General features: G+C 41.1%; 20 protein-coding genes. 18 read left to right on the top strand and 2 right to left on the bottom strand.

Features of this window, described 5'->3' with window-relative positions; translation table 11 throughout:
• Positions 1-63: 63 nt before the first annotated feature.
• The 16 genes from HT722_RS00480 (at position 64) to HT722_RS00555 (ending at position 14339) form a co-directional block, all read left to right on the top strand.
• Entirely contained in the window at positions 64-837 is a 774-nt protein-coding gene (locus HT722_RS00480; protein ID WP_173276988.1) for a TatD family hydrolase, read from the top strand.
• Positions 837-1403 (top strand): ribonuclease M5, encoded by a 567-nt coding sequence (rnmV, locus tag HT722_RS00485; RefSeq protein ID WP_173226018.1) that lies wholly within the window; start codon positions 837-839, stop codon positions 1401-1403. Before HT722_RS00480 ends, rnmV begins: the two co-directional genes overlap by 1 nt.
• A gap of 64 nt (positions 1404-1467) precedes the next feature.
• Positions 1468-2340 (top strand): 16S rRNA (adenine(1518)-N(6)/adenine(1519)-N(6))-dimethyltransferase RsmA, encoded by an 873-nt coding sequence (rsmA, locus tag HT722_RS00490; RefSeq protein WP_173226020.1) that lies wholly within the window; start codon positions 1468-1470, stop codon positions 2338-2340.
• 1 nt (position 2341) lies between these two features.
• Positions 2342-3220 (top strand): ribosome small subunit-dependent GTPase A, encoded by an 879-nt coding sequence (gene rsgA / locus HT722_RS00495; RefSeq protein ID WP_173226171.1) that lies wholly within the window; start codon positions 2342-2344, stop codon positions 3218-3220.
• Positions 3221-3230: 10 nt separating this feature from the next.
• On the top strand, positions 3231-3887 hold the full coding sequence (gene rpe, locus HT722_RS00500; protein WP_173226022.1) for a ribulose-phosphate 3-epimerase: 657 nt from the start codon (positions 3231-3233) through the stop codon (positions 3885-3887).
• Entirely contained in the window at positions 3850-4512 is a 663-nt protein-coding gene (locus HT722_RS00505; protein WP_173226024.1) for a thiamine diphosphokinase, read from the top strand. The genes rpe and HT722_RS00505 overlap by 38 nt, the downstream gene beginning before the upstream one ends.
• 1 nt (position 4513) lies before the next feature.
• Positions 4514-5770, top strand: coding sequence for a DNA recombination protein RmuC (locus HT722_RS00510; RefSeq protein ID WP_173226026.1), 1257 nt, complete (start codon positions 4514-4516; stop codon positions 5768-5770).
• Positions 5760-6701, top strand: coding sequence for a 3'-5' exoribonuclease YhaM family protein (locus HT722_RS00515; RefSeq protein ID WP_049523512.1), 942 nt, complete (start codon positions 5760-5762; stop codon positions 6699-6701). The genes HT722_RS00510 and HT722_RS00515 overlap by 11 nt, the downstream gene beginning before the upstream one ends.
• Positions 6702-6967: 266 nt before the next feature.
• A complete protein-coding gene (gene purR, locus HT722_RS00520) occupies positions 6968-7795 on the top strand; it encodes a pur operon repressor (protein ID WP_001825276.1) in 828 nt (275 codons plus the stop codon).
• A 66-nt stretch (positions 7796-7861) separates the two neighbouring features.
• Positions 7862-9112: a diaminopimelate decarboxylase gene (locus HT722_RS00525; RefSeq protein WP_173226031.1), complete on the top strand. Its 1251-nt coding sequence runs from the start codon at positions 7862-7864 to the stop codon at positions 9110-9112.
• A gap of 125 nt (positions 9113-9237) precedes the next feature.
• A complete protein-coding gene (gene pflA, locus HT722_RS00530; protein WP_001288288.1) occupies positions 9238-10032 on the top strand; it encodes a pyruvate formate-lyase-activating protein in 795 nt (264 codons plus the stop codon).
• Between the two features lie 282 nt (positions 10033-10314).
• On the top strand, positions 10315-11025 hold the full coding sequence (locus HT722_RS00535; protein WP_173276989.1) for an ATP-binding cassette domain-containing protein: 711 nt from the start codon (positions 10315-10317) through the stop codon (positions 11023-11025).
• A gap of 1 nt (position 11026) precedes the next feature.
• A complete protein-coding gene (locus tag HT722_RS00540) occupies positions 11027-11812 on the top strand; it encodes an ABC transporter permease (protein ID WP_173276990.1) in 786 nt (261 codons plus the stop codon).
• Between the two features lies 1 nt (position 11813).
• Entirely contained in the window at positions 11814-12533 is a 720-nt protein-coding gene (locus HT722_RS00545) for an ABC transporter permease (RefSeq protein ID WP_173276991.1), read from the top strand.
• Between the two features lie 61 nt (positions 12534-12594).
• Entirely contained in the window at positions 12595-13281 is a 687-nt protein-coding gene (locus HT722_RS00550; RefSeq protein ID WP_173276992.1) for a response regulator transcription factor, read from the top strand.
• Positions 13251-14339: a HAMP domain-containing sensor histidine kinase gene (locus HT722_RS00555; protein ID WP_173276993.1), complete on the top strand. Its 1089-nt coding sequence runs from the start codon at positions 13251-13253 to the stop codon at positions 14337-14339. The genes HT722_RS00550 and HT722_RS00555 overlap by 31 nt, the downstream gene beginning before the upstream one ends.
• 176 nt (positions 14340-14515) lie before the next feature.
• Here the strand turns inward: HT722_RS00555 and yidC are convergent, their stop codons facing one another.
• Positions 14516-15442 (bottom strand): membrane protein insertase YidC, encoded by a 927-nt coding sequence (gene yidC, locus HT722_RS00560; RefSeq protein ID WP_173276994.1) that lies wholly within the window; start codon positions 15440-15442, stop codon positions 14516-14518.
• 77 nt (positions 15443-15519) lie between these two features.
• The gene (locus HT722_RS00565) at positions 15520-15798 is read right to left on the bottom strand and encodes an acylphosphatase (protein ID WP_001174616.1); all 279 of its coding nucleotides are present in this window, start codon (positions 15796-15798) and stop codon (positions 15520-15522) included.
• Positions 15799-15831: 33 nt separating this feature from the next.
• Here HT722_RS00565 and HT722_RS00570 point away from each other — a divergent pair, with 33 nt between their 5' ends.
• Positions 15832-16572, top strand: coding sequence for an RNA methyltransferase (locus HT722_RS00570; RefSeq protein ID WP_173226035.1), 741 nt, complete (start codon positions 15832-15834; stop codon positions 16570-16572).
• Between the two features lie 55 nt (positions 16573-16627).
• The gene (locus tag HT722_RS00575; protein WP_001016914.1) at positions 16628-17311 is read left to right on the top strand and encodes a Bax inhibitor-1/YccA family protein; all 684 of its coding nucleotides are present in this window, start codon (positions 16628-16630) and stop codon (positions 17309-17311) included.
• Positions 17312-17404: the final 93 nt, after the last annotated feature.

Raw genomic sequence — 17404 nt, forward strand, 5'->3', positions numbered from 1 at the left:
TACAAATATTATAGAGCCCCTCTTTTTTGGTATAATAGAAGATAGAAAACGAGGTTAGAAGAGATGATTTTTGATACACATACACACTTGAATGTAGAAGAATTTGCAGGTCGTGAGGCAGAAGAAATTGCCTTGGCTGCTGAGATGGGTGTGACACAGATGAATATTGTTGGTTTTGATAAACTGACGATTGAGCGTGCTTTGGAGTTGGTGGATGAGTATGACCAGCTCTATGCGACTATCGGTTGGCATCCGACAGAAGCAGGGACTTACACAGAGGAGATTGAAGCCTACTTGCTTGACAAGCTCAAGCATCCAAAGATAGTTGCCTTGGGTGAGATTGGATTGGACTACCATTGGATGACAGCGCCCAAAGAGGTGCAGGAGCAGGTTTTTCGCCGTCAGATTCAGTTATCTAAGGACTTGGATTTGCCTTTTGTGGTCCACACCCGTGATGCGCTGGAAGATACCTATGAGATTATTAAGAGCGAGGGCGTTGGTCCTCGAGGTGGGATCATGCATTCTTTCTCAGGAACTCTTGAATGGGCAGAGAAGTTTGTTGAGCTTGGCATGACCATTTCCTTCTCAGGAGTGGTGACTTTTAAGAAGGCAACTGACATCCAAGAAGTAGCTAAAGAGTTACCTTTGGACAAGATGTTGGTGGAAACGGATGCGCCTTACTTAGCACCTGTACCCAAGCGTGGTCGCGAAAATAAAACAGCCTATACTCGCTATGTAGTGGACTTTATAGCTGACTTGCGTGGGATGACGGCAGAAGAGCTAGCGGCGGTAACAACTGCAAATGCAGAACGAATTTTTGGATTGGACAGCAAGTAATGAAAGAGAAAATTTCCCAAGTTATCGTGGTCGAAGGGCGCGATGATACGGCCAATCTCAAACGCTATTTCGATGTAGAGACCTATGAGACTCGAGGTTCTGCCATCAATGACCAGGATATAGAGCGGATTCAGCGCCTGCACCAGCGTCATGGGGTCATTGTTTTTACAGACCCAGATTTTAATGGGGAGCGGATTCGCCGCATGATTATGACGGCCATTCCAACAGTTCAGCATGCCTTCCTCAAACGAGATGAAGCTGTTCCCAAGTCCAAGACCAAGGGACGTTCCCTGGGAATTGAGCATGCCAGCTATGAAGATTTGAAAACGGCTCTAGCTCAGGTGACAGAACAATTTGAACATGAGAGTCAGTTTGATATCAGTCGTAGCGACTTGATTCGCCTTGGTTTTTTAGCAGGGGCAGACAGCCGTAAGCGCAGAGAATATCTGGGAGAGGTTCTCCGAATTGGCTATTCTAACGGCAAGCAATTACTCAAGCGCTTAGAGTTGTTTGGGGTTACTTTGGCAGAAGTGGAAGAAGCTATGAAATCTTATGAGAATGGTTAAGCAGCCCCAAAATACAAGGGGAATGTGTTACAATAGTAGTAACAGATAATAGAAAAGAGAATAGATGAGAATTGCAGATTATAGCGTGACCAAGGCAGTGCTGGAGCGTCACGGTTTTACCTTTAAAAAGTCCTTCGGGCAAAATTTCTTGACGGATACCAATATTCTTCAAAAAATCGTGGATACGGCTGAGATTGATGACCAGGTCAATGTTATCGAAATCGGGCCAGGGATTGGTGCCTTGACGGAGTTTCTGGCTGAGCGTGCGGCTCAGGTCATGGCCTTTGAAATTGACCACCGATTGGTGCCGATTTTGGCAGACACCTTGCGTGATTTTGATAATGTGACCGTTGTCAACGAGGATATTCTCAAGGTTGACTTGGCGCAGCATATCCAGAATTTTAAAAATCCTGACCTGCCAATCAAGGTAGTGGCTAATTTGCCTTACTACATCACAACGCCTATTCTCATGTACTTGATAGAGAGTGGGATTCCTTTTAGTGAGTTTGTGGTTATGATGCAGAAAGAAGTGGCAGACCGCATCTCCGCTCAACCGAATACCAAGGCTTATGGTAGCTTGTCGATTGCGGTGCAGTACTACATGACTGCCAAGGTTGCCTTCATCGTGCCTCGTACGGTCTTTGTGCCAGCGCCAAATGTGGATTCGGCTATCTTGAAAATGGTGCGTCGTCCAGAGCCAGCTGTAGCAGTAGAAGACGAGAACTTCTTCTTTAAGGTTTCCAAGGCAAGTTTCACTCATCGTCGCAAGACCTTATGGAATAACTTGACAGGTTACTTTGGCAAGACTGAAGAGGTCAAGGACAAGCTGACTAAGGCTTTGGACCAAGCAGGCTTGTCACCAAGTGTGCGTGGGGAAGCTCTCAGCTTGGCAGAGTTTGCCAGCCTAGCAGATGCACTTAAAGGGCAAGGACTCTAAGATGCAGGGACAAATCATTAAAGCCTTGGCGGGGTTCTACTATGTAGAGAGTGATGGTCAGGTCTATCAAACACGCGCGCGTGGAAATTTCCGTAAAAAAGGCCATACACCCTATGTTGGGGACTGGGTAGATTTCTCTGCCGAGGAAAATTCAGAAGGCTATATTCTCAAGATTCACGAACGGAAAAACAGTCTGGTCCGTCCGCCTATTGTCAATATCGATCAAGCTGTGGTGATCATGTCTGTCAAGGAACCTGATTTTAACAGCAATTTGCTGGATCGGTTCTTAGTTCTTTTGGAGCATAAGGGCATCCATCCCATCGTCTATATTTCCAAAATGGATTTGTTGGAAGATAGAGGAGAACTGGATTTTTATGAACAGACTTATGGTGACATCGGCTATGACTTTGTGACCAGTAAAGAGGAACTCCTGCCTTTGTTAACAGGTAAGATTACAGTCTTTATGGGGCAGACGGGCGTTGGAAAATCAACCCTTCTCAATAAAATCGCACCAGACCTCAATCTTGAAACAGGAGAAATCTCAGACAGTCTGGGTCGCGGGCGCCACACCACTCGAGCTGTTAGTTTTTACAACCTCAATGGGGGCAAAATCGCAGATACACCAGGATTTTCATCCTTGGACTACGAAGTATCAACGGCGGAAGACCTCAATCAGGCCTTTCCAGAGATAGCTAGTGTTAGCAGAGATTGTAAGTTCCGTACTTGTACCCATACCCATGAGCCGTCTTGTGCTGTCAAGCCAGCTGTTGAAGAGGGTACCATTGCAACCTTCCGTTTTGATAATTACCTGCAATTCCTCAGTGAGATTGAAAATCGCAGAGAAACCTATAAAAAAGTCAGCAAAAAAATTCCAAAATAAGGAGAAACCTATGCCTCAATACAAGATTGCTCCGTCAATTCTGGCAGCAGATTATGCCAACTTTGAACGTGAAATCAAACGCCTAGAAGCAACTGGGGCAGAATATGCCCATATCGATATCATGGATGGGCACTTTGTGCCACAAATCAGTTTTGGTGCAGGTGTGGTTGAAGCTCTTCGCCCTCATAGCAAGATGGTCTTTGACTGCCACTTGATGGTGGCGAATCCTGAACACCACTTAGAAGACTTTGCGCGCGCAGGTGCAGATATCATCAGTATCCATGTAGAAGCAACACCCCATATCCATGGCGCCCTCCAAAAAATTCGTTCTCTAGGGGTCAAACCTTCAGTTGTTATCAATCCTGGCACACCAGTTGAAGCCATCAAGCACGTCCTTCATCTAGTTGACCAAGTTTTAGTCATGACAGTTAATCCAGGCTTTGGTGGGCAAGCCTTTCTACCAGAGACCATGGATAAGGTCCGTGAGTTGGTTGCTCTTCGTGATGAAAAAGGCTTGAACTTTGAAATCGAAGTGGATGGCGGGATTGATGACCAAACTATTGCTCTAGCCAAAGAAGCTGGTGCGACCGTTTTTGTAGCAGGTTCCTATGTCTTTAAGGGAGATGTCAATGAGCGAGTACAAACTCTCAGAAAACAACTGGACTAGGGTTGCCGTTTTTGCAGGCGGAGATCGCGGTCATTATCGGACAGACTTTGATAGTTTTGTCGGTGTGGATCGAGGCTCGCTCTGGGTCTTGGAAGAAAATCTGCCTCTTGCTCTGGCGGTTGGAGATTTTGATTCTGTCACTGCAGAAGAGCGACAGGTGATTCAAAAACGTGCTCAGCATTTTGTCCAAGCCCGACCAGAAAAGGATGATACAGATCTGGAATTGGCTCTCTTGACTATTTTTGAGAAAAATCCTCAGGCTGTGGTCACTATTTTCGGTGCTTTGGGTGGTCGTATCGACCATATGCTGGCCAATGTTTTTCTTCCTAGCAACCCCAAGTTGGCGCCTTATATGCGCCAGATAGAAATTGAGGATGGGCAAAATTTGATTGCCTATTGTCCAGAAGGGATCAGTCAGCTACATCCCCGTTCAGACTACGACTATCTTGCCTTTATGCCGGTTCGGGATAGCCAGCTGACTATTCTCGGTGCTAAGTATGAGTTGACAGAGGAAAATTTTTTCTTTAAAAAAGTGTACGCTTCTAACGAATATATAGATAGGGAAGTGTCAGTGACTTGCCCAGATGGCTATGTGGTTGTGCTGCATAGTAAGGACAGGAGGTAGGATGGAAAGTTTACTTGTTCTATTATTGATTGCCAACCTAGCTGGACTCTTTCTGATTTGGCAGAGGCAGGATAAGCAGGAAAAACATCTCAGTAAGAGCTTGGAGGATCAGGCAGATCACTTGTCAGACCAGTTGGACTACCGCTTTGAACAAGCCAGGCAAGCCAGCCAGCTAGATCAAAAAGATTTGGAAGTGGCTGTCAGTGACCGTTTGCAAGAGGTGAGAATAGAATTGCACCAAGGTCTGACGCAAGTCCGTCAAGAAATGACTGAGAATCTCCTCCAAACCAGGGATAAGACTGACCAACGTCTCCAAGCCTTACAGGAATCCAATGAGCAACGTTTGGAGCAAATGCGCCAGACGGTCGAGGAAAAGTTAGAAAAAACCTTGCAGACACGCTTACAGGCTTCCTTTGAGACAGTTTCCAAACAACTAGAGTCGGTCAATCGAGGTTTGGGAGAAATGCAGACCGTTGCCCGCGATGTCGGAGCCCTCAACAAGGTTCTCTCTGGAACCAAGACGCGAGGAATTCTGGGTGAATTGCAACTGGGACAAATTATTGAAGACATCATGACCCCTGCCCAGTATGAACGAGAATACGCAACGGTTGAAAACTCTAGTGAACGAGTGGAGTATGCCATCAAGTTACCCGGACAAGGCGACCAAGAGTACGTCTATCTACCAATTGACTCTAAGTTTCCACTAGCAGATTATTACCGCCTAGAAGAAGCCTATGAAGCAGGTGACAAGGACGAGATCGAACGCTGTCGCAAGTCACTCTTAGCAAGTGTCAAGCGCTTTTCCAAGGATATCAAGAGTAAGTACATAGCACCGCCTCGGACTACCAATTTTGGAGTTTTGTTTGTTCCGACAGAAGGTCTCTACTCAGAAATTGTCCGCAATCCGGTCTTCTTTGATGATTTGAGGCGGGAGGAGCAGATTATCGTTGCAGGGCCAAGTACCCTGTCAGCTCTCCTCAATTCCCTATCAGTTGGATTCAAAACTCTCAATATCCAAAAGAGTGCCGACCATATCAGCAAGACTCTTGCCAGTGTCAAGACCGAGTTTGGCAAGTTTGGTGGTATTCTGGTCAAGGCACAAAAGCATCTCCAACATGCCTCTGGCAATATTGATGAACTATTAAACCGTCGTACCACAGCTATCGAGCGGACGCTCCGTCACATTGAGTTGTCAGAAGGTGAGCCTGCGCTTGATCTACTCCATTTCCAAGAAAATGAGGAAGAATATGAAGATTAGTCACATGAAAAAAGATGAGCTATTTGAAGGCTTTTACCTAATCAAATCAGCTGACCTGAGGCAAACTCGAGCTGGGAAAAACTACCTAGCCTTTACCTTCCAAGATGATAGTGGCGAGATTGATGGGAAGCTCTGGGATGCCCAACCTCATAACATTGAGGCCTTTACCGCAGGTAAGGTTGTCCACATGAAAGGGCGCCGAGAAGTTTATAACAACACCCCTCAAGTCAATCAAATTACCCTTCGCCTGCCTCAACCTGGCGAACCCAATGATCCAGCTGATTTCAAGGTCAAGTCGCCAGTTGATGTCAAGGAAATCCGTGACTACATGTCGCAAATGATTTTCAAAATAGAAAATCCTGTTTGGCAACGGATTGTCCGAAAGCTCTACACCAAGTATGATAAGGAATTCTACTCTTATCCAGCTGCCAAGACCAACCATCATGCCTTTGAAACGGGCTTGGCCTATCATACGGCAACCATGGTGCGCTTGGCAGATGCCATTAGCGAAATCTATCCTCAGCTCAATAAGAGCCTGCTTTATGCAGGGATTATGCTGCATGACTTGGCTAAGGTCATCGAGTTGACGGGACCAGACCAGACCGAGTACACAGTGCGAGGCAATCTCCTTGGGCATATTGCTCTGATTGATAGCGAAATTACCAAGACCGTTATGGAACTTGGCATCGATGATACCAAGGAAGAAGTCGTTTTGCTTCGTCACGTCATCCTTAGTCACCACGGCTTACTTGAGTATGGAAGTCCAGTCCGTCCACGCATTATGGAAGCAGAGATTATCCATATGATTGACAATCTGGATGCTAGCATGATGATGATGTCAACAGCTCTTGCTTTGGTGGATAAAGGAGAGATGACCAATAAAATCTTCGCTATGGATAATCGTTCCTTCTATAAACCAGATTTAGATTAACAATTTAAGAAAAATGAGCATTTTTTAGGATAAGAATGTTCGTTTTTTTCTGTGAATATGGTATAATAAGTAAAAGACAAAAATGAATACTCTTCAAAAATCTCTTCAAACTAGGGTAGTATCGCCTTGTCGTATGTATATATGCAGGTATATTACAGGATTTGTCAGTTCTATCGACAATCTCAAAACAGTGTTTTGAACCACCAGCGGCCAGCTTTCTAGTTTGCTTTTTGATTTTTTGAATAAAAATGGAATAGGAAATAGAAATGAAATTAAGAAGAAGTGATCGGATGGTTGTCATTTCCAACTATTTGATTAATCATCCTTATAAACTAACTAGTCTCAATACTTTTGCTGAAAAGTATGAATCTGCTAAATCATCCATCTCAGAGGATATCGTCATTATCAAACGAGCCTTTGAGGAGATCGAAATCGGACATATCCAGACAGTAACTGGTGCTGGTGGTGGTGTCATTTTCACACCATCAATCTCAAGCCATGATGCCAAGGAAATGGTTGAGGACTTGCGTGCCAAGTTGTCAGAAAGTGACCGTATCTTGCCAGGTGGCTATATCTACTTGTCAGATTTGCTTAGCACACCAGCTATCTTGAAAAATATTGGTCGCATTATTGCCAAGAGCTTTATGGATCAAAAAATTGACGCGGTTATGACAGTAGCGACTAAGGGGGTTCCACTTGCAAATGCAGTTGCCAATGTGCTCAATGTTCCTTTTGTTATTGTGCGCCGTGACCTGAAAATTACCGAAGGTTCAACTGTCAGCGTCAACTATGTATCAGGTTCAAGTGGTGACCGCATTGAGAAAATGTTCCTTTCAAAACGTAGTCTCAAGGCAGGCAGCCGTGTCTTGATTGTGGACGATTTCTTGAAAGGTGGCGGAACGGTCAACGGGATGATCAGCCTCTTACGTGAGTTCGATTCAGAATTGGCAGGTGTAGCGGTCTTCGCGGACAATGCCCAAGAAGAACGTGAAAAGCAGTTTGACTACAAGTCACTCTTGAAGGTAACCAATATTGATGTCAAGAACCAAGCCATCGATGTTGAGGTTGGTAATATCTTTGACGAAGATAAATAAGAGATAGAACTAAAGGTTGGAACGATTGTCCCAGCCTTTCTTTGCAAATAGAATAGAAGGAAACTTATGAAAACACCATTTATCAATAAAGAAGACTTAGAAGCGATTGTTGCCGAGTTCCCAACTCCCTTTCACTTGTATGATGAGAAGGGGATTCGTGAGAAGGCAAGAGCCGTCAACCAAGCCTTTTCGTGGAACAAGGGCTTTAAGGAATATTTTGCAGTTAAGGCTACTCCAACACCAGCTATTTTGAAAATTCTCCAAGAGGAAGGTTGTGGTGTGGATTGCTCTAGTTATGTGGAGCTTTTGATGAGCCATAAACTGGATTTTCCAGGTTCTGAGATTATGTTCTCTTCAAATAACACGCCAGACAAGGAATACGCCTATGCACGTGAATTGGGTGCGACCATTAACTTGGATGCCTTTGAAGATATTGAACATCTAGAGCGTGCAGCAGGCATTCCAGAAATCATCTCATGTCGTTACAATCCTGGAGGAGTTTTTGAGCTAGGAACAGATATTATGGACAATCCTGGAGAAGCCAAGTTTGGCATGACCAAGGACCAGCTCTTTGAAGCTTTTGCCATCTTGAAGGAAAAAGGAGCTAAGACCTTTGGGATTCACTCCTTTCTAGCATCCAATACCGTCACCCATCTCTATTATCCAGAGTTGGCGCGTCAGCTCTTTGAATTGGCTGTTGAAATCAAGGAAAAGTTGGGCATTTCGCTAGACTTTATCAATCTTTCTGGCGGTATTGGTGTCAACTATCGTCCAGACCAGGAGCCGAACGATATTGCCTTGATTGGTGAGGGAGTTCGTAAGGTGTATGAAGAGGTCCTTACGCCAGCAGGTCTTGGTCAGGTCAAGATTTTCACTGAATTGGGTCGTTTTATGCTAGCCCCTCACGGTGCTTTGGTCACAAGAGTCACTCATAAGAAGGAAACCTACCGTACCTATCTAGGTGTGGATGCATCAGCAGTCAACCTCATGCGTCCAGCTATGTACGGAGCTTACCATCATATTACTAACGTGACCCATCCAGATGGACCAGCTGAAGTGGTAGATGTGGTTGGTTCACTCTGTGAAAACAATGATAAATTTGCAGTGAATCGCGAACTGCCTCATACAGAAATTGGTGATTTGCTGGTGATTCATGATACAGGTGCACATGGATTCTCCATGGGTTACCAGTACAATGCCAAACTACGTTCGGCGGAAATCCTCTATACCGAAGAAGGCAAAGCCCGTCAAATCCGCCGTGCAGAGCGCCCTGAGGACTATTTTGCAACCTTGTATGGTTTTGATTTTGAAGAATAATATGATAATTAGTTGAAAATGAAATTGAAAAACAGATTGCTTTCTAAAAAATAGGCAAAAATCTTGTTTTTCCTTCAAGTCGTGATATAATAAAACTATAAAACGTTTTCAAGGAAGGTAACGATATGTCTGAAGAAACAATTGATTATGGACAAGTGACAGGAATGGTGCATTCGACAGAAAGCTTTGGGTCAGTAGATGGGCCTGGTATTCGCTTTATTGTCTTTTTGCAGGGCTGTCACATGCGTTGCCAGTATTGCCACAACCCGGACACTTGGGCTATGGAGTCCAATAAATCACGTGAACGGACGGTAGATGATGTCTTGACAGAAGCCTTGCGCTACCGCGGTTTCTGGGGAAATAAGGGCGGTATTACAGTCAGTGGAGGAGAAGCCCTCTTGCAGATTGATTTCCTGATTGCCCTCTTCACCAAGGCTAAGGAACAAGGAATCCACTGTACCTTGGACACCTGTGCACTACCTTTCCGTAATAAACCACGTTACCTTGAGAAGTTTGACAAACTCATGGCTGTCACTGACTTGGTCCTCTTGGATATCAAGGAAATCAACGAAGAACAGCACAAAATTGTCACTAGCCAAACCAATAAAAATATCTTGGCCTGTGCCCAGTATCTATCAGATATTGGAAAACCTGTCTGGATTCGCCACGTGCTAGTTCCGGGATTGACAGACAGAGATGATGACTTGATTGAACTTGGTAAGTTCGTCAAGACCCTCAAAAATGTTGATAAGTTTGAAATTCTGCCTTATCACACTATGGGTGAGTTCAAATGGCGTGAATTGGGAATTCCATATTCACTCGAAGGGGTTAAACCACCAACAGCAGACCGCGTCAAGAACGCTAAAAAACTCATGGATACCGAAAGTTACCAAGACTATATGAAACGTGTACATGGATAAAAAAGAAGCCTGATGGAAACATCGGGCTTTTGAGTTTACACAAATATCTATAATTAAATAAAACAAAATTTTATACTCTTCGAAAATCTCTTCAAACCACGTCAGCTTTATCTGCAACCCCAAAGCAGTGCTTTGAGCAACCTGCGGCTAGCTTCCTAGTTTGCTCTTTGATTTTCATTGAGTATTAAATCTTTTTTACTCTCTAAATTCTGAAAAAAATCCGAAAATGAATGTGTAAGATATAGTTACTTTTAGAAATATTAAATAGAATAGGAGAACATCATGGAACAAAGTATTACCATTAAAAATTTATGTAAGTCGTATGGCCAAACTCAAATTTTAAAAGATATTTCTTTTGAAGCAAAAGCAGGTAGAGTGACTGCTTTCCTGGGCCCAAATGGAGCTGGAAAAAGTTCAACCTTACGTATTTTATTAGGATTAGACAAAGCAACATCTGGTCTTACCAAAATTGGAGATCAAACTTATAAGGAATTAAAATTTCCTCTAAAGACTGTAGGAGCTTCATTTGACAGTGTAGGTGCTCCTGATGATCGGACTGTTTATCAATATTTGAAAATTGTTGCTGCTAGTAATGGGATATCCAGTCAGCGAATTGAACAAGTCTTGGATATGGTGGATATTAGTCATAAGAAAAAATCTAAAATTGGGAAATTATCATTAGGAGAAGGACAACGATTAGGAATTGCAACAGCTCTATTAGGAAATCCTCAATATCTGATATTGGATGAACCGATTAATGGGTTGGATCCAAGAGGAATTCGGTGGTTTAGAGAGTTTATAAAAAAACAAGCTCAAGAAGGGAAAACCGTATTACTGTCATCTCATATATTATCGGAAGTAGAAGCAGTAACAGATGATGTAGTTATCATAAATAAAGGAAAAGTTCTTATAAAAGGAACTTTACAAGAAGTGATGAAAAATCTTTCTTCACTAGAAGAAGTCTTCTTTAGTTTAACAGAGGGAGGAAAGTGACATGGCACTTATATACTCTCTTCATTCTGAAATATTGAAATTGCTTTATAGGAGAGCTACTCATGTTGTACTATTCTTGATACTGGTATTTCAAACGTTTTTAGCAAATATTGGTGCTTCTCAAATTGTTTCAGTTGGTATCCATGCTACAACAGAGACAAATCCAGAATTAGCAGAAGCTATACCTCCTATTGAATTTTTAGGTTTTGATGTCACTTTATTTGGTGTTTTTATTATGATTATCCTAGGCTCAATTTACGGAGCCGAGGAGTACAAAGGCTCTGCTATTTGTACAAGCCTCCTCTCTATTACAAATCGAAGTACTTTCCTAGTTTCAAAAACATTAGTTTGGCTTGTATTTTCTTTTTTCATTTCCTTTCTATCAATATTCCTTACGATTAACATGACACATTATGTTTTAGGACAAGATGGCTTATTGCTTTTTTCACTAAATGGAACAGTTTGGGTCTATATATTTTTAGCCAGTATAGCTTGGACTTTGTTGGGACTGCTAGCCTATATTATGGCTTTGACATTTAAAACAGCCATTGTTCCTCTATTATTTTTGCTTCCTCAAGTCTACAATTTAGGAACATTCTTAGCAAACTATATATCGGTTGCAAAATTTCTTCCAGTTGCATTGGGGCAAGGATTGATTGCTACATCTCCTCAAATTTTAGAACATAATAGTTTACAAAATATTTTATTTTTACTTTGTTGGAACTTCTTATTCTTGGCTTTAGCAATCTACCGATTACTTAAGTCAGATATTGGAGGAGGTGAATAAGTTGAAAGAGCAACTTAAAAGTGAGTATCTCAAGTTTATGATGAATCCTTGGCACTGGTTGATTATAGGTGCTCTATTACTGTGTGTTCCAGCGTTAGTTATTTTTTTAAATAGTAAGCCAGACCAGTTGATTCTACAGTTTGTTTTGGAACAGCTACTGCAAAGTCTTTATTTAGGACAGGCAGGTTTCGTTAGTCTAGCGGTTCTATTTATAGGTCAAGAATTTACAGGTTCTAGCCTTCGTACCAGTTTTCTTACCTGTCCAAACCGTTTGAAATTTATAATATCTAAACTAGCTATTCTATTATGTATTGAAATTATCCTATTGGTCGCTGTAATATCATTATGTATACTACTCGCCCAAGGATACTACAATATCAATCTTTTGAGCGATATTAAAAATGTTCTGAAAATCCTATTTCCAGTATGTATTTCTATTCTAACATTCTCTCTTTTAAGTGGTATTTTTGTATTTATTTCCCAGTCTTTTATCTTAATTCTGGGAATCAGTTTATCCCTTTTATTGGGGTTGGGACAAATGTTACTACAATTCAGTTCTTTTTTTAGAAATTTACCATTACTAGCTAGTATGAATTGTTTTTATACCCATCCCTTGTCGCTTTATTATCCAGTGTGGCAAGGCTTGGGGATACAAATAGTTTGGTTATTAATTGTTTTTCTATTTGCTACACTGATACTAATAGGAAGAAATGTACGCTAAAGACAGGGGATGTCCTGTCTTTTTCTCGGTTAGTGCTATAATATAGTTAGGAGGGTGAGTTATGGCTTATAAAATTTTGGTGGTAGATGATGATCTTGCTATTCTTCGCCTAATAAAAAAAGTACTAGAATATGAAAAATATGAAGTAGTCATACGAAATAAGATAGAAGAGATTGATCTTTGTGATTTTACAGGATTTGACTTGATTTTATTAGATATTATGATGCCTGTTAGTGGTTTAGAAATCTGTCAGATGATTCGCGAGCAGATAACTGTTCCTATCTGTTTTATAACTGCCAAGGATATGGATGAAGATTTAGTAGCTGGAATCAATGCAGGTGCTGATGATTATATTATGAAGCCCTTTAGTATGCAAGAATTGTTAGCACGTGTTAAAATGCACTTGCGTCGTGAAGAACGGATTAAAGGAAATATTCATCAAATAAAGATTGGGAAGTTTATACTATATATGGATAGTAAGGAACTATTTGTAAGCGATGATAAGATTGCTCTGACAAGGAGGGAATTTGACATAGTGTATCTTTTGGCAAGCAACCCAAGTAAAATATACTCTATAGAGGAAATTTATAATTATCTATATCCACAAAGCTCAGAAGCACTTTTACGTTCGGTTTCAGAGTACATTTATCAAATTCGTCAAAAGCTGAAACCTTATCAATTAAATCCAATTAAAACCTTGTATGGTGGAGGATATCAATGGGTAGAATCAAAAGTTTTAGACAATTAATTCGAGAAACCTGTTGGAGAATTATTTGGCAGTTTAGTCTTGGCTTACTAATGGCCTATCTTATTCCCTTAGCTTCAGTATCTATACAAATAAATGAAGACGGGAAACCTCTAAAAAATAGTGGTGTTCTATCAATTTTTTTCAATGTGTCATCATGGATATATATTTGTGTTTTATTGATTGTTCTAATAAGTTATCACATTGGAAAATTGTTGAAAAAACTGAGTTATGAAATGACTTTGATTTATGAAAATAGTATGTGGTTGGAGAGGGAATGTACAGAAGGTTTAACGGTTAAAGAATTTCGTGAGACAGGAAATCGGATTATTGTGATGCAAGATAGAATTCGACAATTAATAGTTGATGAGAAACAGCAGAAAGAAGATTTGATGTTTCAGGTTTCAGCAGCTTCTCATGATTTAAAGACTCCCTTAACCATTATTAGGGGAAATGTGGAATTTTTGCAGACGATAACTGAAAACGACCAATCTCAAGAATGCTTAGCAGATATAGAAAGAGCTAGTCAACAGTTACTAGATTATTTCAATCAATTGATTCACTATTCTAAAACCTATTATGATGATGAGACAGGTTGGACGGAGTATTCCTCTTCAGATTTCATCAATGAATTAGAGAAAGAAGTCTCTTTTTTGATAAAAAATCAGATGAAGTTTTCTTTTGAACAAAATGTGAAAGGAACTGAAAACTATTATATAAATCCATCTCTTCTGATTCGTGCAATACAAAATATTTTAACAAATGCTTTGGAGTATGCAGATAAACAGAATCCTAAAATTAAAATTAGGGTAGAGCAAGAGGCGAAAGAATTGAAAATAGGTATATGGAATAATGGTTCGGAATTTCCAGATGAAGTTTTAAATCATTTTGGGAAGCTATTTTATCGTATGGATAAAGCTAGATCGTATAAAGAGCAACATTATGGTATTGGACTTAGTTTTGTATGTAGAGTTGCAAAACTACACAAAGGCCGAGTTGAGCTTAGAAATAGAGACGCGGGAGCAGAAGTTTTAATAACTGTGAATTGTATTAAATCATAGTGATTTACTTGTTAATTTATGATTGAATCGTTTTTATATGTGAGTTTTTAAACTATTTAACTTTTTCGACTAGTATAAGATGTAACGGTAGATAATAAAAACGAATGATGATATCTAGTTGATGAAAACTATTTATCATTCATTCGTTTTTTAATTATTGGATAATTTACGTAGCTTTATCTCGAACGTTGTTTTCCAGCGTTGCGATTTTTGTGTTTTTTCTTGCTTGTGATAGCAGTTGGTTGTTCAGGGGTAACGTCTTTTCGTCCACTTGGTTTAGAGAAAGCACGTGCTTTTGGTGGGTTCTTGGCTAGTTCTTCACGGACTTTTTTGCGAAGTTTTGGACGAACGATATAGTTGACGATAAACTGTTGGAGAATCATCATGAAACCACCGACAACCCAATAAAGTGTGACACTAGCTGGTGAGATGAGGGAGAAGCCGGCAATCATGACTGGGCTCACGTAAGCCATTTTCTTGATTTGATCTCTTTGCGTTTCATCTTCTACTCCGTGAAGGGAAAGGAGTGATTGAAGATAGTAAAGGACACCAGCGCAGGCAGCTAAAATCATACTTGGAGAGCCTAGAGGAATTCCTAGGTAACTTGCTTGAGCAACACCTTCAGTATGTTGGGCAGCAAAGTAAATTGCAGAGAAGAAAGGCATTTGAAGGAGGATAGGGAAACATCCTACACCACCAAACATGCTGATGCCGTGCTCTTTTTGAGCAGCAAAGAGAGCTTGTTGGGCTTCGAGTTTTTCTTCTTGAGTAGTCGCTTCCTTGAGACGTGTTTGGTGTGGCTCAAGGACGTGCTTGAGGGCGTTCATCTTTTCAGAGTGAAGCGTTGCCTTCCATGATTGGTAGATACCAAGTGGCAAGATAATCAAGCGCACGATAATGGTTACGATGATGATAGCGACACCAAAGCCTAGACCTTGATCAGTAGCGAAGTACTTGATAGCTTCAGCCATAGGCGCTCCGATAGTATTCCAAATAAATCCTATTGGCTTTCCTGTGGCTTTATCGACGCTAACACAGCCAGTTAAGACTAGCAACATAGCCACTCCCATAGCTGAGAGTGCAAAACGTTTAATAGATTTCACTGTTTTTATTCCTTCTTTTAAAATTATACCTTTCTATTCTACTGTTTTTTTACAAAATATACAATAGTTCTAGAGACCTAATTTGCGATTTTAAAGTCAGGGTAAGGAGGAAAGTTACTTAGTTTGACATCTAAGTAGCTGACTTTTGAAAAAGGTGTGGGTCCTTTTCGGATTTCTTGGATAAATTTTGCCATGGTAGCAGATGAGTCTGCTTGGGCTAAAATTTCCACTGTTCCGTCGTCGTTATTCCATACTCGACCTGTGATGCCACCAATTTCAAGTGCCAAGCTGTAAACACCCCAACGAAAGCCGACTCCCTGCACCCTACCTTGGGCAATCATTCTAACCTTTTGCATACCAAACTCCTTTGATTGTGTTATAATATTTCTATGACTATTATAACCTCAAAAGCCAACTCTGTGGTAAAAAATGCCAAGAAATTACACAAAAAAAAATACCGCAAGTCTGCTTATTTGATTGAAGGCTGGCACTTGTTTGAAGAAGCTGTTCAAGCTGGAGTGACGATTGAGAAAATCTTTGCCTTAGAAAATTACCGAGATCAGTTAGCTGCTTTTCCGCAAACTGTCTGGGTGTCAGAGGATATTTTGCTAGATTTGGCGGATTCTCAGACTCCACAGGGAATTGTTGCCGTCGTTCAAAAAGAAGAAGTAGGGCAAGCTGACTTTAGTCAGGGCAAGTTCTTGTTTTTGGAAGATGTGCAAGATCCTGGTAATGTGGGAACTATCATTCGAACTGCGGATGCAGCAGGCTATACAGGAGTGATTGTTTCAGATAAGTCGGCAGACATCTACAGTCTCAAGACTCTACGTTCCATGCAAGGCAGTCATTTCCATCTGCCCATTTACCGGATGTCGAGCCAAGCGCTTTTTGAGGAAGCTAAAAAGGCAGCTATCCCTGTGCTAGCAACAACCCTATCCAAAGATTCTGTTGATTACAGAGAACTGCTTTCTATAGAAAATTTTGTACTAGTCATGGGAAATGAGGGTCAAGGAATTAGTCCCCTCATGGCTGAAAGTGCAGACCAGTTGGTCCACATTAGTATGAAGGGGCAGGCAGAGAGTTTGAATGTTGCCGTTGCGGCCGGTATTTTAATCTTCCATTTAAGCTAATTTTAACTTTTTTTGTTATAATCAAGGAAAGATGTTCATAGAAAAGGAGAAAAGGATGAATCACACTATTATACATGACCGTGCAGGTCTCAATCAATTTTACGCTAAGGTTTATGCCTTTGTTGGTCTGGGAATCGGACTATCTGCTTTGGTATCAGGCCTTATGTTGACGGTCTTTCAGTCTCAGTTGGTTTACTTTTTGATGCAGGGGCGTCTCTGGTTGACCATTGCTACTTTTGCGGAGTTAGCTTTGGTTTTCGTTGCCAGTAGCATGGCTTCAAGAAATAGTCCAGCTGCTCTTCCAGTATTTTTACTTTACTCTGTTTTAAACGGCTTTACCCTTAGTTTTGTGGTGGCTTTCTATACTCCGGGTACAGTTTTATCTGCCTTTGTATCGAGCGCCCTTCTCTTCTTTGTCATGGCGGCAGTTGGTATCTTCACCAAGAAAGATTTGAGTGGGCTTGGTCGAGCAATGATGGCAGCTCTTATCGGTTTACTGATTGCTATGGTAGTTAATATTTTCTTGGCTAGTGGCTTCTTTGATTATATGATTAGCGTGGCCATGGTTTTGGTTTTCTCAGGGTTGATTGCTTGGGATAACCAAAAGATTCGCCTCGCCTATGAACAATCACAAGGTCGTGTAGCGACAGGTTGGGTTGTGTCAATGGCTCTCAGTATCTATCTTGATTTTATCAATCTTTTCCTAAGTATTCTACGTATCTTCGGTCGCAATGACTAAAAGGTCTATGAAATCAGTGTTTTGAGTGACACTGATTTTTTTATATTTTCTCTTTCATTTTCTTAGAAATAGGTGTATAATACTTTTAACTAA

It is taken from the genome of Streptococcus sp. 53 (genome assembly GCF_013276565.1).
GTDB lineage: Bacteria > Bacillota > Bacilli > Lactobacillales > Streptococcaceae > Streptococcus.